Origin of the sequence: Klebsiella sp. FDAARGOS_511, assembly GCF_003812845.1 — a bacterium.
Classification (GTDB): Bacteria; Pseudomonadota; Gammaproteobacteria; order Enterobacterales; family Enterobacteriaceae; genus Klebsiella; species Klebsiella grimontii.
The window spans coordinates 313,886-337,603 of the sequence record NZ_CP033824.1; the positions used below are offsets into that span (position 1 = coordinate 313,886).

The 23,718-nt window shown below is 57.1% G+C and carries 22 protein-coding genes; 15 read left to right on the forward strand and 7 right to left on the reverse strand.

Translation table 11 applies throughout. From position 1 onward, the window contains the following. Positions 1-21 precede the first annotated feature (21 nt). Positions 22-1,191 (reverse strand): M20 aminoacylase family protein, encoded by a 1,170-nt coding sequence (locus EGY08_RS02505; protein ID WP_087829244.1) that lies wholly within the window; start codon positions 1,189-1,191, stop codon positions 22-24. Between the two features lie 169 nt (positions 1,192-1,360). On the opposite strand from EGY08_RS02505, the gene EGY08_RS02510 reads away from it, so the two are divergent. The 14 genes from EGY08_RS02510 to osmB all read left to right on the forward strand — a co-directional run bounded on the left by EGY08_RS02510 (position 1,361) and on the right by osmB (position 16,351). Then, positions 1,361-3,667, forward strand: a complete 2,307-nt coding sequence (locus EGY08_RS02510; RefSeq protein WP_112166413.1) for a helix-turn-helix domain-containing protein — start codon at positions 1,361-1,363, stop codon at positions 3,665-3,667. Positions 3,668-3,836: 169 nt separating this feature from the next. Next, complete coding sequence (locus EGY08_RS02515; RefSeq protein WP_049114326.1) at positions 3,837-4,121, forward strand: hypothetical protein; 285 nt, start codon at positions 3,837-3,839, stop codon at positions 4,119-4,121. Positions 4,122-4,485: 364 nt separating this feature from the next. Further along, positions 4,486-6,129: an ABC transporter substrate-binding protein SapA gene (gene sapA / locus EGY08_RS02520; protein WP_123828147.1), complete on the forward strand. Its 1,644-nt coding sequence runs from the start codon at positions 4,486-4,488 to the stop codon at positions 6,127-6,129. Further along, complete coding sequence (sapB, locus tag EGY08_RS02525; protein ID WP_004121215.1) at positions 6,126-7,091, forward strand: putrescine export ABC transporter permease SapB; 966 nt, start codon at positions 6,126-6,128, stop codon at positions 7,089-7,091. Before sapA ends, sapB begins: the two co-directional genes overlap by 4 nt. Next, positions 7,078-7,968, forward strand: coding sequence for a putrescine export ABC transporter permease SapC (gene sapC / locus EGY08_RS02530; RefSeq protein WP_004121217.1), 891 nt, complete (start codon positions 7,078-7,080; stop codon positions 7,966-7,968). The genes sapB and sapC overlap by 14 nt, the downstream gene beginning before the upstream one ends. Next, positions 7,968-8,960 (forward strand): putrescine export ABC transporter ATP-binding protein SapD, encoded by a 993-nt coding sequence (gene sapD, locus EGY08_RS02535; protein ID WP_004121219.1) that lies wholly within the window; start codon positions 7,968-7,970, stop codon positions 8,958-8,960. The genes sapC and sapD overlap by 1 nt, the downstream gene beginning before the upstream one ends. A 1-nt stretch (position 8,961) precedes the next feature. Then, the gene (gene sapF / locus EGY08_RS02540) at positions 8,962-9,771 is read left to right on the forward strand and encodes a putrescine export ABC transporter ATP-binding protein SapF (RefSeq protein ID WP_004121221.1); all 810 of its coding nucleotides are present in this window, start codon (positions 8,962-8,964) and stop codon (positions 9,769-9,771) included. An 18-nt stretch (positions 9,772-9,789) separates the two neighbouring features. Beyond that, on the forward strand, positions 9,790-10,332 hold the full coding sequence (locus tag EGY08_RS02545; RefSeq protein ID WP_004121223.1) for a HutD family protein: 543 nt from the start codon (positions 9,790-9,792) through the stop codon (positions 10,330-10,332). Positions 10,333-10,542: 210 nt separating this feature from the next. Beyond that, on the forward strand, positions 10,543-11,331 hold the full coding sequence (gene fabI / locus EGY08_RS02550) for an enoyl-ACP reductase FabI (protein WP_004121225.1): 789 nt from the start codon (positions 10,543-10,545) through the stop codon (positions 11,329-11,331). A gap of 182 nt (positions 11,332-11,513) precedes the next feature. After that, positions 11,514-12,671 carry a CMD domain-containing protein gene (locus EGY08_RS02555; RefSeq protein WP_123828148.1) on the forward strand — a complete coding sequence of 386 codons (1,158 nt, stop codon included), beginning with the start codon at positions 11,514-11,516 and terminating at the stop codon, positions 12,669-12,671. An 81-nt stretch (positions 12,672-12,752) separates the two neighbouring features. Beyond that, positions 12,753-14,687 (forward strand): exoribonuclease II, encoded by a 1,935-nt coding sequence (locus tag EGY08_RS02560; RefSeq protein ID WP_049112423.1) that lies wholly within the window; start codon positions 12,753-12,755, stop codon positions 14,685-14,687. A gap of 177 nt (positions 14,688-14,864) precedes the next feature. Then, positions 14,865-15,047, forward strand: a complete 183-nt coding sequence (locus tag EGY08_RS02565) for a hypothetical protein (protein WP_004121231.1) — start codon at positions 14,865-14,867, stop codon at positions 15,045-15,047. 72 nt (positions 15,048-15,119) lie between these two features. After that, positions 15,120-15,869, forward strand: coding sequence for a DNA-binding transcriptional regulator YciT (locus EGY08_RS02570; protein ID WP_004121233.1), 750 nt, complete (start codon positions 15,120-15,122; stop codon positions 15,867-15,869). 263 nt (positions 15,870-16,132) lie between these two features. After that, positions 16,133-16,351 carry an osmotically-inducible lipoprotein OsmB gene (osmB, locus tag EGY08_RS02575; RefSeq protein WP_004139496.1) on the forward strand — a complete coding sequence of 73 codons (219 nt, stop codon included), beginning with the start codon at positions 16,133-16,135 and terminating at the stop codon, positions 16,349-16,351. Between the two features lie 97 nt (positions 16,352-16,448). Here osmB and yciH read toward each other — a convergent pair whose 3' ends face one another. The 5 genes from yciH to pgpB all read right to left on the reverse strand — a co-directional run bounded on the left by yciH (position 16,449) and on the right by pgpB (position 20,090). Then, complete coding sequence (yciH, locus tag EGY08_RS02580; protein ID WP_087829250.1) at positions 16,449-16,775, reverse strand: stress response translation initiation inhibitor YciH; 327 nt, start codon at positions 16,773-16,775, stop codon at positions 16,449-16,451. Then, complete coding sequence (pyrF, locus tag EGY08_RS02585) at positions 16,775-17,512, reverse strand: orotidine-5'-phosphate decarboxylase (RefSeq protein ID WP_087829251.1); 738 nt, start codon at positions 17,510-17,512, stop codon at positions 16,775-16,777. The genes yciH and pyrF overlap by 1 nt, the downstream gene beginning before the upstream one ends. Positions 17,513-17,702: 190 nt before the next feature. After that, complete coding sequence (gene lapB, locus EGY08_RS02590; RefSeq protein ID WP_004121242.1) at positions 17,703-18,872, reverse strand: lipopolysaccharide assembly protein LapB; 1,170 nt, start codon at positions 18,870-18,872, stop codon at positions 17,703-17,705. Positions 18,873-18,878: 6 nt separating this feature from the next. Next, a complete protein-coding gene (locus EGY08_RS02595; RefSeq protein WP_014229014.1) occupies positions 18,879-19,187 on the reverse strand; it encodes a LapA family protein in 309 nt (102 codons plus the stop codon). Between the two features lie 135 nt (positions 19,188-19,322). Next, on the reverse strand, positions 19,323-20,090 hold the full coding sequence (pgpB, locus tag EGY08_RS02600; protein WP_087829252.1) for a phosphatidylglycerophosphatase B: 768 nt from the start codon (positions 20,088-20,090) through the stop codon (positions 19,323-19,325). 161 nt (positions 20,091-20,251) lie between these two features. On the opposite strand from pgpB, the gene ribA reads away from it, so the two are divergent. Continuing rightward, entirely contained in the window at positions 20,252-20,842 is a 591-nt protein-coding gene (ribA, locus tag EGY08_RS02605) for a GTP cyclohydrolase II (protein ID WP_004121245.1), read from the forward strand. 57 nt (positions 20,843-20,899) lie between these two features. Here ribA and acnA read toward each other — a convergent pair whose 3' ends face one another. After that, positions 20,900-23,572 (reverse strand): aconitate hydratase AcnA, encoded by a 2,673-nt coding sequence (acnA, locus tag EGY08_RS02610; RefSeq protein WP_004850158.1) that lies wholly within the window; start codon positions 23,570-23,572, stop codon positions 20,900-20,902. Positions 23,573-23,718 lie beyond the last annotated feature (146 nt).

The following is a 23,718-nucleotide window of genomic DNA, read 5'->3' on the forward strand; positions in this document are numbered from 1 at the left end:
GGGTCCTCTTCGTTGCGGAGATTAACGCAAATAGTGTTCCGTCAGGGCGCACCACAGCGCGGCGCCTTTCAGCAATAGCGCATCGTTGAAGTCGTATCCGGGGTTATGCACCATGCAACGATCCGCCTCGTCTCCGGCGCCGAGGGTGAAATAGCAGCCGTGTGGGTTGCGCTCAAGCATAAAAGCAAAATCTTCGCTGCCCATAAACGGCTTCACCTCGCCGACCTGCGCCGCTCCAAATAGCGCGGTTGCCACCGTGCGAACCATCTCATTGGCAGCCGGATCGTTCCTTAAAACCGGGCTGCCGTTAACGTGGGTTAAGGCGGCGCTGGCGTTAAAGCTCTCGGCCTGAGCGACGGCGATATCGTGAATGCGCTGCAGGACCGTCTCGCGAACCTGTTCGTTTAAGGTGCGCACCGTGAGCTTCATTAACACCTTGTCGTTGATAATGTTCGGCGCGTGACCGGCCTGAATGCTGCCCACGGTCACCACCGCCGGTTCAAACGGCGTGATGTTGCGGGAAACAATGGATTGCAGCGCCAGGGTGATATGACAGGCAACCAGCGTGGCGTCGACAGTATGCTCCGGTACCGCGCCGTGTCCGCCCACCCCTTTGACTTCAATATGGAGAGTGTCTGAGGAGGCCATCATCGCCCCATCGCGCAGGCCAATTCTGCCTAACGGCTGCCCCGGCATATTATGCAGGCCAAAAATGGCATCGCAGGGAAACTGGTCAAACAGGCCGTCTTCGAGCATGACCCGCCCGCCGTAGAGCAACTCTTCTGCGGGCTGAAAAATAAGCTGCAGCGTACCGTTAAACTGTCGGGTGCGCGCCAGATATTCCGCGGCGTACAGTAAGGTAGTGGTATGGCCGTCGTGGCCGCAGCCGTGAAAACGTCCATCGACCCGGCTGGCCCACGCCTTGCCGCTCATCTCCTGCATCGGCAGCGCGTCCATATCCGCCCTTAGCCCCAGTCGTTTTTTGCCGTCGCCCGCGCTTAAGGTCGCGACCACGCCGGTGCCCGCCAGACCGCGGTGAACCTGATAGCCCCATTCGCCGAGCAGGCGGGCAACCTCTTCACTGGTTTTATGCTCTTCAAAACCGATTTCCGGCTGCTGATGGAAACGGCGGCGAAGCGCGACAAACTGCGCCTCGTTAACCTGTAATGCCTCAATAATCGGGTGTGTCATTTTTATTATTCCTGTGTTGTGTTTGCACGACACTTTCGAGTTTATGCATCTTTGTTGGCTTTAAAATGCGATTTTTTGTTTTATAGTGACGGATTATTAATGAGTGCTTTTCATACAAAACGGTTATGACAAAAAATAACATGCTGTTTTTTGTCTTCAGGAGGCGACGGTGGAGCATCATTCAGGCGACTTTCAGGTTGTGGTTCGCGATATCCGACAGTGGAGCCAGCAGGAAAACGATGCTCTGACACTGATATGGCTGCTTGAGGGCAGCGTAGAACTCCGCGATGGCGAAACGGGTCGCTATCTACAGGCTGATGAACTGGCGATAGTGAATCGTCATCGCCGCTGGAGCCTCAACAGCAAGACGGCGAACGTTGTGATGACGCTGTCGCTGAACGCCGGGTGGCTGACCCGCCTCGACGGTGATTTTTTTTCCTCCGCCTACCAGAGCAGCAGCGAAACGCGCGATGCCGAAGACACCCTGCGTTACCTGATGCGCCAGCTGCTGGTCCTTGGTCTGGTCAATCCCCAGGCACACTACCGGCTGGAGGCCAACCGCTGGCTTAGCGAAATTGCGCTCCTGCTGGCGTCACGCTTCAGCCGTCCCCTCACCGCCCAGGCGCCTCGCGGCTCGGAACGCTGGAGCCAACGAATTAACCGAGTAGTGGCGCGAATCGATGCCAATTATCAACGGCGCCTGTCGCTGCAGGAGATTGCCGCCGCGGAATTTGTTTCCGAAGCCTGGCTATCGCGTCTATTCCGCAAAGAGGTGGGCGTCAGCTTTATGCAGTACATCACCGGGCTGCGCCTGCGCAAGGCCGCCGAGCAGCTGACGGCCACGCGCAGGTCGGTGCAGCAGATCGCCCAGCAGCATGGCTTCGCCAGCAGCCGGGTGATGAGCGACCTGTTTAAACGCGAGCACGGCCTGACGCCGCGCCAGTTCCGCCAGCAGCATCCGCAGACGGCGATCGAATCCCCTCGTCCGCGCCCTCAGCAAGCCGAGCTGTGGCAGCCTGTATCAATCGACCGGCTTTACTCCCGGCTCAATGCGCCGCAAACCAACGGCCTGGACAGCCCGCCGCTGCGGCTCAATCCCCAGCAAACCCGCCATCTCGATGTGCGTGAACTGCCGACGCGGGCCGCGCCGCTGCGCCACACCCGCATGGTCGTTACCGTTCGTGAACTGGACGATCTGCTGCGCGAGGATGTCCGCCGCGAGCTGGAACAGCTGCACGGCGCACTGCCGATATTCGCCATCGATATTCACGATCCGTTTCTCAGCAGCCGTCTGTTCAGCGCCGGCTGGGACGATCCGCAAATGGCCGGCTACGCCTGCTGGTATAATCTGCAGCGCATATTTAGCTGGCTGGCGACTATGGGCTGGGCGGTGATACTCCATACCGGGCTCACCACCCGCGGCGATCTGTTGCAACGCTTTCTGCGGCTCTCCGCCAACCATTTTCCACCGACAACCCTGGCCAGCTGGCGCTTCGTCTGGCACTGGTCTCCCCAGGCCAGCGACGAGGCGCGCCAGCACGCCTGGCGGCAACAAAAAGCGATCCTGCAGAGGCTATCGCCGCAGTCGGCGCTGGGGATCTGGCACCGTTTTCCGCAACAGGTAGAGGACGATCCCCTTCTGCGCTCACCGCTGCTTGCCGAGGCGGATTTTCTTGCCTGCCAGGCCGATGCCAACGAACTGCTGGATCTGGCGCAGATTGACAGCCAGAAGCTGGCCGCCAGCGAAAACTATCCGGTACATAAATTACGCAAACTCCATAGCGCCCTGCGCCAGCGGCATCACCTGCTGCCGCTTTGGCTGCTCTCGTGGAATACCCTCACCGGCGATACCCGCGATACCAACGGCCGTTTCTTTCGCGGCGCGCTGCTGATGGACAATCTGCTGGGACTGGCGGATCAGGTGTGGCTCGCGGGGTTCTGGCTGAATTCCGGATTGCAGGGAGAAGCCCGGGCCAACGGCAAGCTGGATACCTCCAGCCTGGCACTGCACTATCTCCACGGTCTGCCGCGACCGGTCTACTGGGTATTGTGGCTATGGCGCAGGCTACGGGGCGAGGTGCTAATCAACGACAAAAATCTGCTGCTGCTACGCCATCACGGCCATTATCAGCTACTGTTGCGCAATACGGTGGTGTTCAACCCCTGGCTCTCCAGCGAGGAGGCGTTTACGCAGCGCTTCAGTCAGCCCTGGAGCGTGCGGCTCCTCGGTCTTGAGGGACGCTGGCGAATCAAACATCATCTGTTCGATCAGCACCATGGCGCGCTCTTCCCGCTATTCGAGGCCTTTCGCAGCCAAAGCGGGCCGGACGATGAGGACTATCGCTGGCTGATGCACCGGGCGCGCCCGGCGCTGCGCGTCAGTGAAGAGACGCCGGATAGCGACCGCTGGCAGCTGGTAGAGACGCTGGAAAGCAACGCGCTGGCGCTTTATGAATTCACGCCGCTCGCGGACTAAAAGTGACAGCGTCACCATGCGATAACGTCCCACAAGCGGCCTGTGCCGCGAAAAATGGCGTTTGATTGCGCGGGAGTCGTTTCACATGCAGTTAAAAAAATGTAACTAGCAAGATATCTTCATGTGAACTATCATCTGCGCATAATGATTCAATGGACTGAAAATAAAGATGATTCCGGTTAATCCTTCAACGCTTGGCCGCTATGCGGCGCACGTCAGCCTGGTCCATACTATGAAAAACCACCGCGCGCCGGCGCTCTCGGTTATGATGATCTTTTCGGACCTGCTTATCCGCTCAACCGAAGATTCATATCGTCAACAGGGCTGGACAATCACACCGCAAAACAGCGGCCTGGTCCTGCGTAACTATGTCGCCCTCCATCACAACGGCGGAAAGCTGGAAATAAATCCCAAAGATTATATCGCCCGCTATAACCGACTTCTTCCCCTGTAGCGCCTCAACATCCAGCGAGCCGTGCGGATACGGCTCGCTGGAGAAACCGCAAATAAAAAGATACCATGTGGCGGATATCGGGGCTGCGATGCAAAATAAGCGCCGTGCTCAATACCCATAGCATCCTCAAGCCGTGCAGCATATGAATCGAAAATACGCTTTACTCAACCCCTTGCTTGCCTGATGCCAAACGTCAGGTGATTTACGAGGTATACTCGAAGTTCATAAGCGGTATGAATTTGAATCCGTTGGCCAAATAGCCGACGCAACCATCGCTTATATTATCTTCAGAGGCAATAAGGTGGTGGTAAATGTTATTTAATATTAATAAGATAGAGCCTTGCTCTATAATCAAAAAGAAATTATGCGCCTGAAATTGTCTTCTCTCCTGGCAGCGGCATCTATGCTGTGCGGGCAAGCTTTCGCCGCGCCCGCGCTGCCTGCGCACGCCGACATTCGCGATAGCGGCTTTGTGTATTGCGTCAGCGGTCAGGTCAACACCTTTAACCCACAAAAGGTCAGCAGCGGCCTGATCGTCGATACCCTGGCCGCCCAGCTCTACGACCGCCTGCTTGATGTCGATCCTTATACCTATCGTCTGGTCCCCGAACTGGCTGAAAGCTGGGAGGTGCTGGACAACGGCGCAACCTACCGCTTCCATCTGCGCAGCAACGTGACTTTCCAGACCACTGCCTGGTTCAAACCGACCCGCAATTTTAATGCCGATGACGTGATTTTCACCTTTGGTCGTATTTTTAATCGCGACCACCCGTGGCACAACGTCAACGGCAGCAGCTTCCCCTATTTCGATAGCCTACAGTTTGCTGACAGCGTGGAAAGCGTGCGTAAACTGGATAGTCATACCGTCGAGTTTCGCCTCAAACGCCCGGACGCCTCATTCCTCTGGCACCTGGCCACCCACTACGCTTCGGTAATGTCGGCAGAATATGCCGCGAAGCTGGCGCAGAGCGATCGTCAGGAAATGATCGATCGGCAACCGGTTGGCACCGGTCCGTTCCAGTTGGAGGAGTATCGCAGCGGTCAGTACATTCGCCTGCAGCGCCATCCGGCCTACTGGCGCGGTAAACCGCTGATGCCGCAAGTGGTGGTCGATCTCGGCTCCGGCGGCACCGGTCGCTTGTCGAAACTGCTGACCGGCGAGTGCGACGTACTGGCCTGGCCCGCCGCAAGCCAGCTCTCTATTCTGCGCGACGACCCGCGCCTGCGCCTGACCCTGCGTCCGGGGATGAATATCGCCTGGCTGGCGTTTAATACCGCTAAGCCGCCGCTCGATAATCCGGAGGTACGCCACGCGCTGGCGTTGGCCATCAACAACCAGCGCCTGATGCAGTCGATCTACTACGGCACGGCGGAAACCGCGGCGTCCATGCTGCCTCGCGCTTCATGGGCCTACGATAACGAGGCCAGGATCACCGAATATAACCCTACTGAAGCCCGCGCCCGGCTGAAAGCCCTGGGGCTGGAAAAGCTAACGCTTAAGCTGTGGGTACCCACCAGCTCGCAGGCCTGGAACCCCAGCCCGCTGAAAACCGCCGAGCTTATTCAGGCAGATATGGCGCAGATTGGCGTGAAGGTGATTATTGTCCCGGTCGAAGGCCGGTTCCAGGAGGCCAGATTAATGGATATGAGTCATGACCTGACGCTGTCCGGCTGGGCAACGGACAGTAACGATCCGGACAGTTTTTTCCGTCCGCTTTTGAGCTGCGCGGCGATCGCCTCGCAAACCAACTATGCTCACTGGTGTCATCGCGAATTCGACGAGGTGCTGCAAAAAGCGCTCACTTCGCAGCAGCTGGCATCGCGCATCGAGGCCTATAAAGAGGCGCAGCGCATTCTTGCCGATGAACTACCGGTGCTGCCGCTGGCCTCCTCCCTGCGTTTACAGGCCTACCGTTACGATATGAAAGGCCTGGTGCTGAGCCCGTTTGGCAACGCCTCTTTTGCGGGCGTCTCGCGGGAAAAAGAAGACAAGGTGAAAAAACCATGATTATTTTTACCCTGCGTCGCCTGCTGCTGCTGCTGATTACCCTCTTCCTGCTGACCTTTGTCGGTTTTAGCCTGAGCTACTTTACGCCCCATGCGCCGCTGCAGGGTGCCTCGCTGTGGAACGCCTGGCTCTTCTGGTTTGAGGGGGTGCTGCACTGGGATTTCGGCGTTTCCAGCATCAACGGGCAGCTGATTTCCGAGCAGCTTAAAGAGGTCTTTCCCGCCACCATGGAGCTCTGTATCCTCGCCTTCGGCTTTGCGCTGGTGATCGGGATCCCCGTCGGTATGCTGGCGGGGATCATGCGGAATAAGTGGCCAGATACCCTGATCAGCGCCCTGGCGCTGCTGGGCTTTTCGATTCCCGTCTTCTGGCTGGCGCTGCTGTTGACCCTGTTCTTCTCCCTCACCCTGGGCTGGTTTCCGGTTTCCGGGCGTTTCGACCTGCTCTATGAAGTTAAATCGGTCACCGGCTTTGCGCTGATCGACGCGTGGCTCTCTGATTCGCCGTGGCGTCACGAAATGATCGTCAGCGCGGCGCGCCACATGGTGCTGCCGGTACTGACCCTGGCGGTGGCGCCGACGACAGAAGTGATCCGTCTGATGCGCATCAGCACCAGCGAAGTGTACGACACCAACTATGTCAAAGCCGCCGCCACCCGCGGCGTATCGCGGCGGACAATTTTACACCGCCACGTCCTGCACAACGCCCTGCCGCCGGTGATCCCGCGCCTGGGGCTGCAGTTCTCCACCATGCTAACGCTGGCGATGATTACCGAAATGGTCTTTAGCTGGCCGGGGCTCGGCCGCTGGCTTATAAACGCCATTCGCCAACAGGACTACGCCGCGATCTCGGCGGGCGTGATGGTCATCGGCGCGCTGGTGATTATTGTGAACGTGATATCCGATATTTTGGGTGCGATGGCAAACCCACTGAAACATAAGGAATGGTATGCCCTACGATAGCGTCTATCTGGAGAAGCGCCCGCCGGGTGCGCTGCGCACCGTATGGCGAAAATTCTACGGTGATACAACCGCGATGATCGGCCTGTACGGCTGCGCGGCGCTGATTCTGTTGTGCGTTTTCGGCGGCTGGTTCGCCCCTTACGGCATCGACCAACAGTTCCTCGGCTATCAGCTGCTGCCGCCGTCATGGTCGCGGTACGGCGAAGTGTCGTTCTTTCTCGGTACTGACGATCTCGGTCGCGACGTCCTGAGCCGCCTGCTGAGCGGCGCGGCGCCAACGGTCGGCGGCGCATTTGTAGTGACGCTCGGCGCCGCCCTCCTGGGGCTGGTGCTCGGCGTGATTGCCGGGTCCACTCACGGCCTGCGGTCGGCGGTGATGAACCATATTCTTGACACGCTGCTGTCGATCCCATCCCTGCTGCTGGCCATTATCGTGGTCGCCTTCGCCGGGCCGCACCTTAGCCACGCGATGTTCGCCGTCTGGCTGGCGCTTTTGCCGCGGATGGTGCGTTCGGTTTACAGCATGGTGCATGACGAGCTGGAAAAAGAGTACGTTATCGCCGCCCGCCTTGACGGTGCCTCGACGCTGAATATTTTATGGTTCGCGGTACTGCCGAACATTACCTCTGGTCTGGTCACGGAGATCACCCGCGCGCTGTCGATGGCGATCCTCGATATCGCCGCGCTGGGCTTCCTCGACCTCGGCGCTCAGCTACCTTCGCCGGAGTGGGGAGCGATGCTCGGCGACGCGCTGGAGCTGATTTACGTTGCGCCGTGGACGGTGATGCTACCGGGCGCGGCCATTATGATTAGCGTCCTGCTGGTTAACCTGCTGGGCGACGGTATCCGCCGCGCAATTATCGCCGGGGTGGAATAATGCCGTTACTCGATATCCGTAATTTAACCATTGAGTTCAAGACCAGCGAAGGCTGGGTAAAAGCCGTCGATCGCGTCAGCCTGACCCTCGCTGAGGGGGAAATTCGTGGCCTGGTCGGAGAGTCAGGCTCGGGTAAAAGCTTAATTGCCAAAGCAATTTGCGGCGTCACTAAAGACAACTGGCGGGTGACCGCCGACCGTATGCGTTTCGACGATATCGATCTGCTGCGTCTCTCAGTACGCGAGCGGCGTAAACTGGTGGGCCACAACGTCTCGATGATTTTTCAGGAGCCGCAATCCTGTCTCGACCCTTCCGAACGGATCGGCCAGCAGCTGACGCAGAATATCCCCGGCTGGACCTTTAAAGGACGCTGGTGGCAGCGCCTGGGCTGGCGCAAGCGGCGCGCCATCGAGCTCCTGCACCGCGTGGGGATTAAAGACCATAAAGATGCGATGCGCAGCTTTCCCTATGAGCTGACGGACGGAGAGTGCCAGAAGGTCATGATCGCCATCGCGCTGGCTAACCAACCGCGGCTGCTGATCGCCGACGAGCCGACCAACGCCATGGAGCCCACGACGCAGGCGCAAATTATCCGCCTGCTGACGCGGTTAAACCAAAACAACAACACCACCATTTTGCTGATCAGTCACGATATGCAGATGCTCAGTAAATGGGCGGACAAAATCAACGTGATGTACTGCGGACAGACGGTGGAAACCGCGCCGAGCGAAGAGCTGGTGACGATTCCTCATCACCCTTACACGCAGGCGCTGATTCGGGCGATTCCCGATTTCGGTAGCGCCATGCCGCACAAGAGTCGGCTCAATACCTTGCCGGGGGCGATCCCACTGCTCGAACAGCTGCCCATCGGCTGCCGGCTCGGGCCGCGCTGCCCTTATGCCCAGCGCGAATGTATCGAAACGCCCCGGCTGGTGGGCGCACGTAACCACCTCTATGCCTGTCATTTCCCGCTGAACATGGAGAAAGAGTGAAATGGTCGAAACATTGCTTGAAGTGCGCAATCTGAGTAAGACCTTTCGCTACCGCACCGGCTGGTTCCATCGGCAAACGGTGGAAGCGGTCAAGCCGCTAAGCTTTACCCTGCGCGAGCGCCAGACTCTGGCAATTATCGGCGAGAACGGATCCGGCAAATCGACGCTGGCGAAAATGCTCGCTGGAATGGTTGAACCCAGCACCGGCGAACTGCTGATTGACGATCGCCCGCTGACGTTTGGCGATTACTCTTTCCGCAGCCAGAAGATTCGCATGATCTTTCAGGATCCGTCGACCTCGCTCAATCCCCGGCAGCGTATTTCGCAAATCCTCGATTTTCCGCTGCGCCTGAATACCGACCTCGAACCCGAAGCGCGGCAGAAGCAGATTATCGAAACGTTGCGAATGGTCGGCCTGCTGCCGGACCACGTCAGCTACTACCCGCATATGCTGGCGCCGGGACAGAAACAACGTCTGGGCCTGGCGCGCGCGCTGATCCTGCGTCCGAAGGTCATCGTCTGCGATGAAGCGCTGGCGTCGCTGGATATGTCAATGCGCTCGCAGCTGATTAACCTGATGCTGGAGCTGCAGGAAAAACAGGGTATCTCCTATATTTACGTGACTCAGCATCTGGGCATGATGAAGCACATCAGCGATCAGGTGCTGGTGATGCATCAAGGAGAAGTGGTCGAACGCGGCAGCACCGCCGACGTTCTGGCGTCTCCGCTGCACGAGCTAACAAAACGCCTGATTGCCGGTCATTTCGGCGAAGCGCTTACTGCCGATGCCTGGCGTAAAGACGGTAAATAATCCGAGGCGTAAATTGCGATGATTGTTCCGGTTCAATTTTCTACCCTCCCCGTGACGCCGTGGAAAAATGGCGGCGGGGAAACGCGCGAAATCGTCAGCGTCGCTTCGCCGGACGCGCCGTTTCTCTGGCGCGCCAGCATCGCCACGCTGGAAAATGACGGTCCGTTCTCCCTTTTTCCCGGCGTTGACCGGGTCATCACCCTGCTTGAGGGACAGCCGCTGTGGCTACGAGGCGATGATATCGCCCAGCGCCTTGAGCTCTGGCAGCCGTGGGCATTTGCCGGCGAGTGGCCCCTCGCCAGCGAAGGTATCTCCGGACGCGGCCTGGACTTCAATATTATGACCCATCGCTCGCGCGCCGCAGCGCGCGTGAACGTCGTCGCGGAAGGACAGCGGCCCGGCGCGGAGGGCATCGCATGGATTCTCCAGGGTAGCTGGCAGTTGGCTGACGCGGTTTATCAGGCCGGCTCCGGGATCTGGTGGCAGAACCAATCGCCCGGCGAGCTGTTACCGCGGTCTGCGGACGCCCGACTTTTACTGGCGGAAATCGTTCGCCGCTAGCGCCATATCGCCACAATTTCAGATGGTATACTCTTGTATACACGGTAGCCAAAGCGCGATATGACGTGGCGGATGGCAGAAAAATATCGTGACACAAGGGGTCGTCAGTGGGATATAATTCCCGGCTAAATTTGAGTTATTTTGAAATGACAACGCTAACTAAATGATTGTTAAAGTAAAAATACGCAATAACGATAAGGATTAAAAGCTATGGGTTTTCTTTCCGGTAAGCGCATTCTGTTGACTGGCCTTGCCAGCAAACTGTCCATCGCCTACGGCATCGCGCAAGCCATGCACCGTGAAGGGGCTGAACTGGCGTTCACCTATCAGAACGAAAAACTGAAAGGTCGTGTGGAAGAATTTGCCGCCGCGCTGGGCTCTAATATCGTCCTGCCGTGCGATGTCGCGGAAGATGAGAGCATCGAATCTCTGTTCACCGAGCTGGCAAAAGTGTGGCCGAAGTTTGACGGTTTCGTCCACTCTATCGGCTTTGCGCCGGCAGACCAGCTGGACGGCGACTACGTTAACGCGGTAACTCGTGAAGGTTTCAAAATCGCTCACGATATCAGCGCCTACAGCTTTGTGGCGATGGCGAAAGCCTGCCGCGGGATGCTGAACCCGGGTTCCGCCCTGCTGACGCTCTCCTACCTGGGCGCAGAGCGCGCCATTCCGAACTACAACGTGATGGGCCTGGCAAAAGCCTCTCTTGAAGCTAACGTGCGCTACATGGCGAACGCCATGGGCCCGGAAGGCGTTCGCGTTAACGCCATCTCTGCCGGTCCGATCCGTACCCTGGCGGCTTCCGGTATTAAAGATTTCCGTAAGATGCTGGCGCACTGCGAAGCGGTCACCCCGATCCGTCGCACCGTCACCACTGAAGACGTGGGCAACAGCGCAGCATTCCTGTGCTCCGACCTGTCTGCCGGTATCTCCGGCGAAGTCGTTCACGTTGACGGCGGCTTCAGCATCGCGGCGATGAACGAGCTGGAACTGAAATAAGTTCTTCACCCTCCTCGCATCCGTGAGGAGGGTTCTTTCCCCTATACTTTCCTGCTGTTATTCCAATCCGCTATTTGTTAGCACGTATCAATATTTTCTCCCGCTCCAGGGTTAAGCCAGGATAGTTCCGCATAGCATGACCGCGAAACGGCGGTTTGCCACATACCGAACAAGGAACGCCCATGGAGCAACGCCGCGTTTACGGCAAAAACCACTGGTATCATGAGACCCAGTCAACAATCTGCCCGGTGGATGTATTGCCGCTCGTCCCAGAAGCTGCCCACGTTGAAGATCGTTTCCTACTCGATCTGACGCTCCTCGAAGAGCTGCTCAAGGCGCATGCGCGCTGGCTTACGCCGGCCCGGCGACTGGCAGATGCCCTCTTCCCCACGACAGTGACGGTTAATCGCCTGCAGACGTTTAGCGCCTATGATCGGCTGAGTACGGCGCTGACCGTTGCCCAGGTTTATGGCGTACAACGCCTGTGCAATCACTACGCCGCCCGGCTGGCGCCGCTTCCCGGCCCGGACTCCTCGCGCGAGAGCAATCGTCGTCTGGCGCAGATTACCCAGTACGCACGCCAGCTCGCGAGCTCTCCTTCGCTGATTAACTCGCTCTCCCGCAGCCAGCTGGACGAAGTCGGGCTGACCAGTCGCGATATTATCCTCATCAACCAGATCATTGGTTTTATCAGCTTCCAGGCCCGCGCTATCGCCGTATTCCATGCCGCGCTGGGCTACCCGGTGCGCTGGATCCCCGGCATGCCGCAGCAAGAAGATGCTCCGGAAGCGCTTTTTGACGCGAGGGAGAGTGACTGGCAGCCAGGTCTTGACGATTCCGACTTACGCTATGCCGACGATGAGCGCCAGTCGCTTTTAGCGAACTGGCAAAAACATCCGGGCCTGTTCGAACTGGCTCCGCTGCTGGCGGCCCAGGAGCCTCCACTGGTGCTTCAGGAACAGCTTCTGACCCATCTCAGCGGCCAACAGCCGTTCGCTGCGCAGGTGGCGCTGATAGCCGCGCGGATTAATGGCAGCGTCAGCTGCTTTAACGCCTGGGCTTCGCGATGTCCAGATTTAGCCGTTCTTACGGACGCTTTGCGCGGTAATGAATCCGGCGTCCAGGCATGGGGAGACACCCCGTCAATTGAGCGCCAGCTTTTGCAATCCGTACAGCTTTTGACCCGCGCGCCCGACCGTTTCAGCGCCGCCCAGCTAACTCCCCTCACTGAATACGGGCTTTCCCGCAGCGCGGCTATCGATCTGCTCGCCTGGTGCGGGCTGTGCGGTTGGATGAATCGGCTGAAAATCGCCCTCGGGAATGTAGGTCAGGAGACGTAAATTGCTGAAACAGCGCTTGCTGCGGCAGGCATATTCGCGTAAAAATGTCAGCCGCTCTTTTAGCCACGAAAATACGAAATTATGTTTCAGGACAACCCGCTGCTAGCGCAGCTTAAACAGCAACTGCATTCCCAGACTCCGCGCGTTGAAGGGGTCGTTAAGGGGACGGAAAAAGGGTTTGGCTTCCTCGAAGTCGACTCGCAGAAAAGCTATTTCATTCCGCCGCCGCAAATGAAAAAAGTGATGCATGGCGATCGTATTATCGCCGTGGTCAATACTGAAAAAGAACGCGAAAGCGCTGAACCGGAAGAACTGGTTGAGCCGTTCCTGACGCGTTTTGTCGGCAAAGTTCATAAAAAAGACGATCGTCTTTCTATCGTTCCTGACCATCCGCTGCTGAAAGATGCCATTCCCTGCCGCGCCGCGCGCGGCGTAGAGCATGATTTTAAAGAGGGTGACTGGGCCGTTGCCGAAATGCGCCGTCATCCGCTGAAAGGCGACCGCGGTTTCTACGCTGAGCTCACCCAGTACATTACCTTTGGCGATGATCATTTCGTTCCGTGGTGGGTCACCCTGGCGCGTCATAATCTGGAAAAAGAAGCGCCGGACGGCGTGGCGACCGAGATGCTTGATGAAGGTCTGGAACGCCGTGATTTAACGGCCCTGGCTTTCGTGACCATCGATAGCGCCAGCACCGAAGATATGGATGATGCGCTGTACGTCGAGCAGAACGCTGACGGTAAACTGCACCTGACCGTCGCTATCGCCGATCCAACCGCCTGGATTGCCGAAGGCAGCAAGCTGGACAACACGGCGAAAATTCGCGCCTTTACCAACTATCTGCCGGGCTTCAACATTCCGATGTTGCCACGCGAGCTCTCTGACGACCTCTGCTCCCTGCGCCCCAACGCGGTTCGTCCGGTGCTGGCCTGCCGCATGATCCTCGCTGATGACGGAACCATCGAAGACGATATTGAGTTCTTCGCGGCGACCATCGAGTCGAAAGCGAAGCTGGCCTACGATGATGTTTCCAACTGGCTGGAAAACAGCGGTAGCTGGCAGCCGGACAGCGAGATTATCGCCCGGCAAATTAAACTGCTGCAGGAGGCCTGCCTGCGTCGTAGCGAATGGCGTAAAAACCACGCGCTGGTGTTCAAAGACCGCCCGGATTATCGCTTTGTGTTGGGCGACAAAGGCGAAGTGCTGAATATCGTTGCCGAACCTCGCCGCATCGCCAACCGTATCGTTGAAGAGTCAATGATCGCCGCCAACATCTGCGCCGCCCGCGTCCTGCGCGATAAGCTCGGTTTCGGCGTTTATAACGTGCATACCGGATTCGATCCGGCCAACACCGAGCAGCTCGCGGCCTTACTGAAGACACACGACGTACACGTTGACCCGGTGGAAGTGCTGACGCTTGAGGGCTTCTGCAAGCTGCGTCGCGAGTTGGACGCGCAGCCGTCCGGTTTCCTCGACAGCCGTATTCGCCGCTTCCAGTCGTTTGCGGAAATCAGCACCGAGCCGGGCCCGCACTTCGGGCTGGGTCTTGAAGCCTATGCGACCTGGACCTCCCCGATCCGTAAGTACGGCGATATGATTAACCATCGTCTGCTGAAAGCGATTATCAAAGGGGAAGCGATCTCCCGTCCGCAGGATGATGTTGCGATCCAAATGGCTGAACGCCGTCGCCTCAACCGCATGGCGGAGCGCGATGTCGGAGACTGGCTGTACGCCCGCTATCTGAATCCGCAGGCCGGTACCACTACCCGCTTTGCTGCTGAGATTATCGATGTCAGCCGCGGCGGCATGCGCGTGCGTCTGGTTGATAACGGCGCGGTTGCCTTTATCCCGGCGCCGTTCCTTCACGCCGTGCGCGATGAGCTGGTGTGCAGCCAGGAAAACGGCACCGTGCAGATTAAAGGCGAAGTCGTCTACAAAGTCACGGATGTGATTGATGTGACAATTGCCGAAGTCCGTATGGAAACCCGTAGCGTGATTGCGCGTCCTGCCGCCTGATAACTGCCCTGTGCGGCTCCCTTAAACGGAGCCGCATTTTTATCCCTTCCAGCTGTTTTTCCGCGCGTTGCCCACGAATCATCGTAGATGGGTTAGTTTGTGCGTTTTTTTCGCTTCTCTTTTTCATCCGTTTTTAGCATCATTGATTTTATTCACATTTGTAACCAGGATAACGCCATGTCAGATCTGAATGCCCGTCTGCTCGCCCAACGAATCGATACCGTGCTGGATATTCTGGTTGCCGGGGATTATCACTCCGCGATTCATAATCTGGAAATCCTCAAAGCTGAGCTGCAGGCGCTTTCCAGCGACGAGCAGGAAAATAAACCCGGTCAGCCTAAAGCGCCGTGGGAAATTTGATAATCTACATCACCGCAATCGGCCACCCAGGGCCGATCGCTCGCCCAAATAGCCCTTAACTGCGAAGTTGCTATGAACGCCCGACAACAAAGTATTTTGCAAATGGTCATCGACAAAGGCCGTATTAGCGTGGCCGATCTCGCGAAGATGACCGGTGTCTCTGAAGTCACCATTCGCCAGGATTTGAATTCACTCGAGAAGCAGAGCTACCTGCGTCGTACTCACGGCTTCGCCGTTCCGCTGGATAGCGAAGATGTGGAAACCCGCATGATGACCAACTTCGCCATTAAGCGAGAGCTGGCTGCGCGGGCCGCAACGCGCGTTTCTGCCGGAGAGACGGTGTTTATCGAGAACGGGAGCTGCAACGCCCTGCTCGCCCGCACGCTGGCCGAGCGCGGCGATATCACCATCATCACCGTCAGCAGCTATATTGCGCATCTGCTGAAAGAGACGCCTGGAGAAGTGATCCTGCTGGGCGGGATCTATCAAAAGCGCAGCGAAAGTATGGTTGGCCCACTGACCCGCCAGTTTATTCAGCAAGTCCACTTCAGCAAGGCCTTTATCGGCATTGACGGCTGGCAGGCTGAAACCGGATTTACCGGACGGGATATGATGCGTGCCGACGTGGTTAACGCGGTGCTGGAAAAGGGCTGTGAGGCGATTGTGCTGAGCGATAGCTCTAAATTCAACGTGGTTCACCCCTATCCCCTTGGGCCGATAGAACGGTTTAACCGTATTATCACCGACGATAATCTCAATGATGCCGTGCACAGCCAGTTAATCGAATGCGGTTTAGCCGTCGATATCGTCAACCATCCCTGATCCTGTCCTTACTTTGCCGGGGCTGCCCGGCATCGCTATCGTCTGAGACTTTTCTGACACCTGAATTCAGACTTTTTACCTGCCTGAAAAATTTATAGAAAGTAGAATTAATGTTAGCGATATAACAGGGAGTAACTATCACCTGCGTGATTAGAGTAACACCTGCGCAACTAAAGCTTCATGGAATAACCCCTGAGCAAGAGTAACAAGCTATGCTTAAGGGAAGTTGTATCCGTGAATAGATTATTCAGGAGAAAAAAATGATGACTTCAATGAACAAAAAAATGGCCGCGGTAGTTCTGGCCGTCACTGTTGCAATGTCTCTGAGCGCTTGTTCTAACTGGTCTAAACGCGATCGCAACACCGCAATCGGCGCAGGCGCCGGTGCATTGGGTGGTGCGGTATTAACTGACGGTAGCACCCTGGGTACCCTGGGCGGCGCGGCAGTCGGCGGTATTATCGGCCACCAGGTGGGTAAATAATATTAACCACGAACAATAATATGAAAGTTTATATTAGCTGACGAGTACACCAGCACAAAAATGAAGGCCACGATATTTATCGTGGCCTTATTATTGATTAACCGCCTGCCAGCTTAACTTTCATGCCTTTGGCTTCGAGAAGCAATTTGAGCAAGTCACGCTTATCGCCCTGAATCTCAATCACGCCATCCTTAACCGCTCCGCCGCAGCCGCATTTCTTTTTCAGCTCGGCAGCGAGTTTCGCCAGCGCGTCGTCACTTTCATCAATACCGCTAATCAGGCACACGCCCTTACCCTTACGCCCGCTGGTCTGCCGCTGAATACGTACGATACCGTCCCCTTTCGGGCGCGCTTGTGCCGGTTTGGGTTCATCAATACGGCCGCGGTCCGTTGAATACACCAGACGGCTGTTGGAATCGCTCATCATACCCCCTTGTTCAACGATGCGTTAATGCCGCGCAGGGTGGCGGCAGGATCGGCAGACTGCGTTACCGGACGACCAATCACCATGTAATCTACGCCCGCCGCCTGTGCCTGTTCCGGCGTCATAATGCGCCGCTGGTCACCCGCATCGCTACCTTGCGGACGAATGCCCGGCGTCACCAGCCTGAACGCCTGGCCCAGCTCTTGCTTAAAGCGAACCGCTTCCTGCGCCGAGCAGACTACACCATCCAGCCCGCAGCGCTGGGTCAGCGCCGCCAGCTTCGCGGCGTAGTCAGCCGGAGAAAGCGTAATGCCCAGATCCTGCAGATCGCTGGCTTCCATGCTGGTTAATACCGTGACCGCAATCAGCAGCGGCGCCTCTTTTCCGAATGGTTGCAGGGCTTCACGTGCAGCGGTCATCATACGCGCGCCGCCGGAGGCATGAACGTTGACCATCCAGACGCCCAGCTCTGCCGCAGCGGCGACAGCACGCGCCGTGGTATTCGGGATATCGTGGAACTTCAGATCGAGGAAAACCTCAAAACCGCGCTGGTGCAGGTCACGAACAAACTGCGGCCCCAGCAGGGTAAACATCTCTTTGCCCACCTTCAGGCGGCAGTCGCGCGGGTCGATACGGTCGACAAATGCCAGCGCTTTATCACGGTTATCATAATCTAGAGCAACGACGATGGGAGAGGATGTGACAACGCGGGAAGAAGATGTAGCAGTAGACGTCATGACCGGACCTTAATTGTTGATGAGCGCCGGTTTGGCGCAAAAAAGGTAAACGGGCAGCATTCTACCTGCGATAAGCCGAAAATAACAGGCTGCATTTCGCTTCCTGCCGGACGACGGGGGCGCCGAAGCCGGAGGATATGACGTAAAAAACCTTTAAGTATGTTGTAACTAAAGTGCGTTTTTTTTTAATTTATTGCCCGTCCAGTCCGCGAATAGGCTTAATCGATGACCACGACCGGCAGGACGGACAGTGCCAGTACAGCGTATGGGCGGTAAAACCACATTTCTGGCAGCGGTAGCGCGGTTTGCTGCGGACCTGCTCGCCCACCATATGGCGCAGAACGCCCAGGCTCTCCTTCGCGCGCCCCTCTTCGGCTTCATTGATATGGTAGTCGATGAGCTTATGGAACACGCGCATCGTTGGATGTCGCTCCAGCTGGCGAGTCACGTAGTTTTGCGCGGACTCGGCACCTTCCCGCTGTTCAAGGATCTGCGCCAGCATCAGGTCGGCTGTCGCGCCGGTGTTTTCCTCTGCGCAGCGGCGTAAAAAGGCTTCCCATTCGTCGGTTTTACCCAACTGCTGGTAACAGGTTTGCAGCATTTCCAGGGTTTCGCCCACCAGCTCTTTATCCTGCTCAATCACTCGCTCAAGGCTCTCTACGGCTTTCGCATAGTCGCCCTTTTCCATCCAGACTCGGCCCATCATGATGGAAACGCGAGCGCTATTGCGGTCCGCGGCGGCGCCCTTCCTCAGCAGCGCCATCGCTTTGTCGAGATCGTTGCCCGCCATTTGCTGTAGCGCCAGTTCACACCAGAAATTGGCGATTTCACCGCGATGTTTATCTTTCCCCAGCTTAACCAGACGTTCGGCCACTTCTATCGCCGACTGCCAGTCGCTGGTCGCCTGATAAATTTGCAGCAGCTGCTGTAGCGCGCTCAGGCGAAAATCCGTCTCGTCCACCAGTTGTTTAAACATCCCTTCAGCCCGGTCATAAAGCCCGGCGGCCATATAATCTCGCCCCAGCTGCTGCACGGCCAGCAGGCGCTGGTCGTAGGTTAACGAGGCGCTTTCCATTAAGCTCTGATGGATGCGAATCGCGCGGTCAACCTCACCGCGCGAGCGGAACAGATTGCCCAACGTAAGGTGGGCTTCGACGGTGCCGGTATCCTCTTTCAGCATATCGAGGAACAGATCGACGGCTTTATCCTGCTGATTGCTCAGCAGAAAGTTAACCCCTGTAACGTAGTCACGCGACAGACGGCTCGCATCGTCCTGTTTGGACTGTTGTGCACTTCTGCGCCCCATATACCAGCCATAGGCTGCGGCCACGGGCAAAAGCAGAAACAACAACTCCAGCATAAATGATTATTCCTTCACCGCAGGAACGCCAGCTTCGGCAGGCGTTGCGCTGGCTGGCGCGATCTGGTGCTCCAGACGTTTAATTTTACGCTCGGCGCGCGCCAGAGAGACGCGAACGCGCAACCAGAAAAGGCCGCAGATCAGCCAGCCGATAGCAAAACCAGCGGCAAAAAGCACGGCCAGCAGCGTCGAAATACGGAACTCACCCTGCGCGAGGAGATAGTTGAACGTGACCACCTGGTCATTTTGCGCGCCCAGCGTCACTGAAATGACGAAGATAGCTAACACCAATAAGAAAATAAGAAAATATTTCACATGACTTCCCGTTCTGTGGGTTGCGCGAAAAGATCCCGCGTTCAGCCCTATAAAGTATCATTTTCGCCGCAGCGGTGAAATGGAAATGCATGACACCCGTTAAGGATATGCGGCCTGATACGGCTAATATCAACATTATTCCGGCGCGGCCGCCCTTTTTTTAATATCCTGCGCCTCTTCTCCCGGCGGCGATAGCGGCCCGCAGAACCGCTGGGCAAGCCAGGTCGCCAGGGTCACCAGCAGCCAGGAAATCAGCGTCGCGACGATCAGGTCCTGCGGCCAATGCATGCCCAGCGCCAGGCGGCTTCCCATTACCGCCGTCGCCCACGTCAGCAGCAGCGCAATGGTGACCCAGCGACGACGCGGCCACAGTAAGCCCACGCCGAGCAATGCCCAGCTAGCGGCAAACATCGTATGGCCAGAAGGGAAAGCGAAGCCGGTTTCTTTTTGCCAGTGCTTACGCAAAAATTTAGGAATCTGCTGCTCTTGCGCCAGCTGTTCATGCACCAGTTTAGCGCGATCTTTGCGTTTCAACGCGTAGAATTGCGTGACTGGCACCTGCCGCGTCTGTTCCAGCCAGATGACAAAGGGACGAGGCTCCTGTACGCGGTCTTTGAGCCACGACTTCATCCCCTGCCCAACAAGTATCGCTGCGCCCAGAATAAGAAACAGCACTATCGCCGCTCGCAGACGAAAACGCAGGCACCACAGAAACCAGGCACACAGGATAACGTGCGTGATGATCCCCCAGGGTTGCGTCACCGTTTCAGTTATCCAGTACAGCAGCTTCATCGCCCCTGCCGACAGCCCCGGATGCCATTTCCAGCCGGTAATCCAGATCACAGCAGGCATGATTAATAACAGGGCCGCGCCAACGGCGGTTCGTCTGGCAATCAACAGCATCTCGTCTCCTTTTCATTGACCTCAATATCATAACGGAAAGTAGTTCGTTTGTGCGCTTTGCGCGCAGGTGACCGTACGCAATTAGGAGAACGTCGCGCCATTGTGGCAAAATAGCGGCAAACAGAAGCACAGTCAGGTGCTGATAGAATCTGGAGAATCACATGCAGCTTAAACGTGTGGCAGAAGCCAAACTGCCAACCCCATGGGGCGATTTTCTCATGGTGGGTTTTGAAGAACTGGCAACCGGGCAGGATCACGTCGCGCTGGTATTTGGCGATATTTCGGGGCAATCCCCGGTTCTGGCTCGCGTACACTCTGAGTGTTTAACGGGCGACGCCCTTTTTAGCCTGCGCTGTGATTGCGGATTTCAACTGGAAGCGGCGTTGTCACATATTGCCGAAGAGGGGCGCGGCATTCTGCTCTACCACCGTCAGGAAGGGCGCAATATCGGCCTGCTGAATAAAATCCGCGCCTACGCGTTACAGGATCAAGGCTATGATACCGTGGAAGCCAACCATCAGCTGGGTTTCGCCGCAGATGAACGCGACTTCACGCTGTGCGCAGATATGTTCAAGCTGCTGAACGTCGACCAGGTACGCCTGTTGACCAACAACCCGAAGAAGGTCGAAATTCTGACTGAAGCGGGAATTAACATTGTGGAACGCGTGCCGCTAATCGTGGGACGCAACCCGAAAAATGCCCACTATCTGGATACTAAGGCTGCCAAAATGGGGCACCTGCTGAGTAAGTAATGCTGTAGAAAAATGAAGGGCCAGCCTATGCTGGCCCTTTTTATATCAGACGCGGGTTTAGAGCATATTGCGGATCACATAGTGCAAAATACCGTCGTTCTGATAGTAGGTCAGCTCAGTCGCGGTATCGATACGGCAGCGGCAATCAATCACTTCCTGCCGACCATCCGCGCGGGTCAGCGTGACCGGCACCGTCATACCGGGCTGCAGAGCCTGCAGGTTGCTGATATCTATCCGCTCCTCGCCGCTCAGTCCCAGCGTTTTACGCGTCACCCCCTGCGGGAATTCCAGCGGTAAGATCCCCATGCCAATCAGGTTGGAGCGGTGGATACGCTCGAAAGACTCGGCAATCACCACCCTGACGCCGAGCAAACGCGGTCCTTTAGCCGCCCAGTCGCGGCTGGAGCCGGAACCGTACTCTTTGCCTGCGATCACCGCTAGCGGCGTGCCCTCTGCTTTGTAGAGCATCGCGGCATCGTAAATAGCGATAGGTTGGCTATCCGGAAGATGTCGGGTCATCCCCCCTTCCACGCCGGGGACCATTTCGTTACGAATACGAATATTGGCAAACGTTCCGCGCATCATTACCTCATGGTTGCCGCGACGGGAGCCGTAGGAGTTAAAATCAATGCGTTCGACGCCGTGATTTTGCAGATAACGGCCCGCGGGGCTATCGGCTTTAATACTGCCCGCCGGGGAGATATGATCGGTGGTAACCGAGTCGCCCAACATGGCGAGAATGCGCGCGCCGTGGATATCCTCTACCGGTTTAGGTTCAACGCCCATTTCATCAAAGAATGGCGACAGGCGAATATAGGTGGAATCATCCTGCCAGTCGTAGGTATCAGAGCGATCCACTTTTATCGCCTTCCACTCGGCGGTCCCTTCAAACACTTCGGCGTACTCTTTACGGAACATCTCCGTTGAGACTTGCTCAACCGCCTGCGCGACTTCGATTCCGCTCGGCCAGATATCCTTCAGATACACCGGCTGACCATCTTTACCCGTCCCTAACGGCTCACGGGTCAGGTCGAGATTCATATTCCCCGCCAGAGCGTAGGCGACCACCAGCGGCGGCGAAGCTAGCCAGTTGGTTTTTACCAGCGGATGAATACGTCCTTCAAAGTTGCGGTTCCCGGAGAGCACCGCCCCGACGGTCAGATCGCCCTGCTTGATTGCGCGCTCGATCGGGTCCGGCAGCGGTCCAGAGTTACCGATACAGGTGGTACAGCCGTAACCGACCAGATTGAAGCCCAGTTCATCCAGATAGGGCGTCAGCTTTGCGTGGGCCAGATAGTCGGAAACAACCTTCGACCCGGGAGCCAGCGACGCTTTAACCCACGGCTGCGGTTTCAGACCCCGCTCAACGGCTTTTTTGGCCAGCAAGCCGGCGGCCATCAGGACGCTGGGGTTTGACGTGTTAGTACAGGAGGTAATAGCGGCAATCACTACCGCCCCGTCAGGCAGCGAATACTGCTGTCCGTTCAGGGTGTAGTCAATTGGCCGTTTATCTTTCTGCGCGTGGTTGACTTCCAGCTCGGTGCTGGCGGCAAAGGCCTGAGGGACATCGCCGAGCGCTACGCGGTCCTGAGGGCGTTTCGGTCCGGCCAGGCTCGCTTCGACGGTTCCCATATCCAACGCCAGGGTGCTGGTGAATACCGGCTCATCTCCGGGCTGACGCCACATGCCCTGCGCTTTCGCATAGGCTTCCACCAGCGCCACCTGCTCTTCGCTGCGCCCGGTAAGGCGCATATAGTCAAGCGTAACGGCATCGATCGGAAAGAAGCCGCAGGTCGCGCCATACTCCGGCGACATATTGGCGATAGTCGCGCGGTCCGCCAGCGGCAGAGAATCGAGTCCATCGCCGTAGAATTCAACAAACTTACCCACAACGCCGTGTTTACGCAGCATTTGGGTGACCGTCAGGACCAGGTCCGTCGCGGTAATGCCTTCACGCAGCTTGCCGCTCAGCTTGAAGCCAACAACGTCTGGGATCAGCATGGAAACCGGCTGCCCGAGCATGGCGGCTTCCGCTTCGATACCGCCGACACCCCAGCCCAGAACGCCTAAACCGTTAATCATCGTTGTGTGCGAGTCGGTGCCGACAAGTGTGTCGGGAAAAGCCACCCACTCGCCGTTTTGCTGTTCGCTCCACACTGCCCGGCCAAGGTATTCGAGGTTTACCTGGTGGCAAATACCGGTACCCGGCGGTACTACGCTGAAGCGGCTGAATGCCTGCTGCCCCCAGCGCAAAAAGACGTAGCGCTCATGGTTGCGCTCCATCTCCAGACGGACGTTCTCTTCAAAAGCATCATCGTCGCCAAAGCGGTCGACGGTGACCGAATGGTCAATCACCAGGTCGACGGGCGAAAGCGGGTTCACTTTGGCGGTGTCCCCGCCCAGGCGTTTGACCGCCTCGCGCATCGCCGCCAGGTCCACCACGGCGGGGACCCCGGTAAAGTCCTGCATGAGGACGCGCGCCGGACGGTACGCAATCTCCCTGTCGGCATGGGCATGCTTCAGCCATCCGGCCAGGGCATGAATATCTTCGGCGGTCACTGAATCACCGTCTTGCCAGCGCAGTAGGTTTTCCAGTAGCACTTTGAGTGATTTGGGCAAGCGCGAGAGATCGCCCAGTTGTTTGGCGGCCAGCGGTAAGCTGTAGTAATGCCAGGTTTTATCTTTAACCTGAAGCGTATCCTTGCTGGCTGCTCGTAGGGTTGACGACATAGCTCCTCCTTTACCTTAGGGATAGCATCCCCTGATCCTCCTCAGGGTCATTATTAAAGATAACACATCTTTGATGTAACATTTTGATAACAACCCAAATTGCTAAAATAGGCGTAACACATTAAGACAGGAAATTTGAATAATGC

Excerpts from the sequence above, each read along its gene's own strand:
- EGY08_RS02565 (WP_004121231.1), top strand. The coding sequence starts at position 14,865 with ATGTCAGATCTGAATGCCCGTCTGCTCGCCCAACGAATCGATACCGTG.
- EGY08_RS02515 (WP_049114326.1), top strand. The coding sequence starts at position 3,837 with ATGATTCCGGTTAATCCTTCAACGCTTGGCCGCTATGCGGCGCACGTC.
- fabI (WP_004121225.1), top strand. The coding sequence starts at position 10,543 with ATGGGTTTTCTTTCCGGTAAGCGCATTCTGTTGACTGGCCTTGCCAGC.
- EGY08_RS02560 (WP_049112423.1), top strand. The coding sequence starts at position 12,753 with ATGTTTCAGGACAACCCGCTGCTAGCGCAGCTTAAACAGCAACTGCAT.
- ribA (WP_004121245.1), top strand. The coding sequence starts at position 20,252 with ATGCAGCTTAAACGTGTGGCAGAAGCCAAACTGCCAACCCCATGGGGC.
- sapA (WP_123828147.1), top strand. The coding sequence starts at position 4,486 with ATGCGCCTGAAATTGTCTTCTCTCCTGGCAGCGGCATCTATGCTGTGC.
- pgpB (WP_087829252.1), bottom strand. The coding sequence starts at position 20,090 with ATGCTGTTGATTGCCAGACGAACCGCCGTTGGCGCGGCCCTGTTATTA.
- EGY08_RS02505 (WP_087829244.1), bottom strand. The coding sequence starts at position 1,191 with ATGACACACCCGATTATTGAGGCATTACAGGTTAACGAGGCGCAGTTT.
- yciH (WP_087829250.1), bottom strand. The coding sequence starts at position 16,775 with ATGAGCGATTCCAACAGCCGTCTGGTGTATTCAACGGACCGCGGCCGT.
- EGY08_RS02570 (WP_004121233.1), top strand. The coding sequence starts at position 15,120 with ATGAACGCCCGACAACAAAGTATTTTGCAAATGGTCATCGACAAAGGC.
- EGY08_RS02545 (WP_004121223.1), top strand. The coding sequence starts at position 9,790 with ATGATTGTTCCGGTTCAATTTTCTACCCTCCCCGTGACGCCGTGGAAA.
- sapB (WP_004121215.1), top strand. The coding sequence starts at position 6,126 with ATGATTATTTTTACCCTGCGTCGCCTGCTGCTGCTGCTGATTACCCTC.
- sapC (WP_004121217.1), top strand. The coding sequence starts at position 7,078 with ATGCCCTACGATAGCGTCTATCTGGAGAAGCGCCCGCCGGGTGCGCTG.
- acnA (WP_004850158.1), bottom strand. The coding sequence starts at position 23,572 with ATGTCGTCAACCCTACGAGCAGCCAGCAAGGATACGCTTCAGGTTAAA.
- sapF (WP_004121221.1), top strand. The coding sequence starts at position 8,962 with ATGGTCGAAACATTGCTTGAAGTGCGCAATCTGAGTAAGACCTTTCGC.
- pyrF (WP_087829251.1), bottom strand. The coding sequence starts at position 17,512 with ATGACGTCTACTGCTACATCTTCTTCCCGCGTTGTCACATCCTCTCCC.
- osmB (WP_004139496.1), top strand. The coding sequence starts at position 16,133 with ATGACTTCAATGAACAAAAAAATGGCCGCGGTAGTTCTGGCCGTCACT.
- lapB (WP_004121242.1), bottom strand. The coding sequence starts at position 18,872 with ATGCTGGAGTTGTTGTTTCTGCTTTTGCCCGTGGCCGCAGCCTATGGC.
- sapD (WP_004121219.1), top strand. The coding sequence starts at position 7,968 with ATGCCGTTACTCGATATCCGTAATTTAACCATTGAGTTCAAGACCAGC.
- EGY08_RS02555 (WP_123828148.1), top strand. The coding sequence starts at position 11,514 with ATGGAGCAACGCCGCGTTTACGGCAAAAACCACTGGTATCATGAGACC.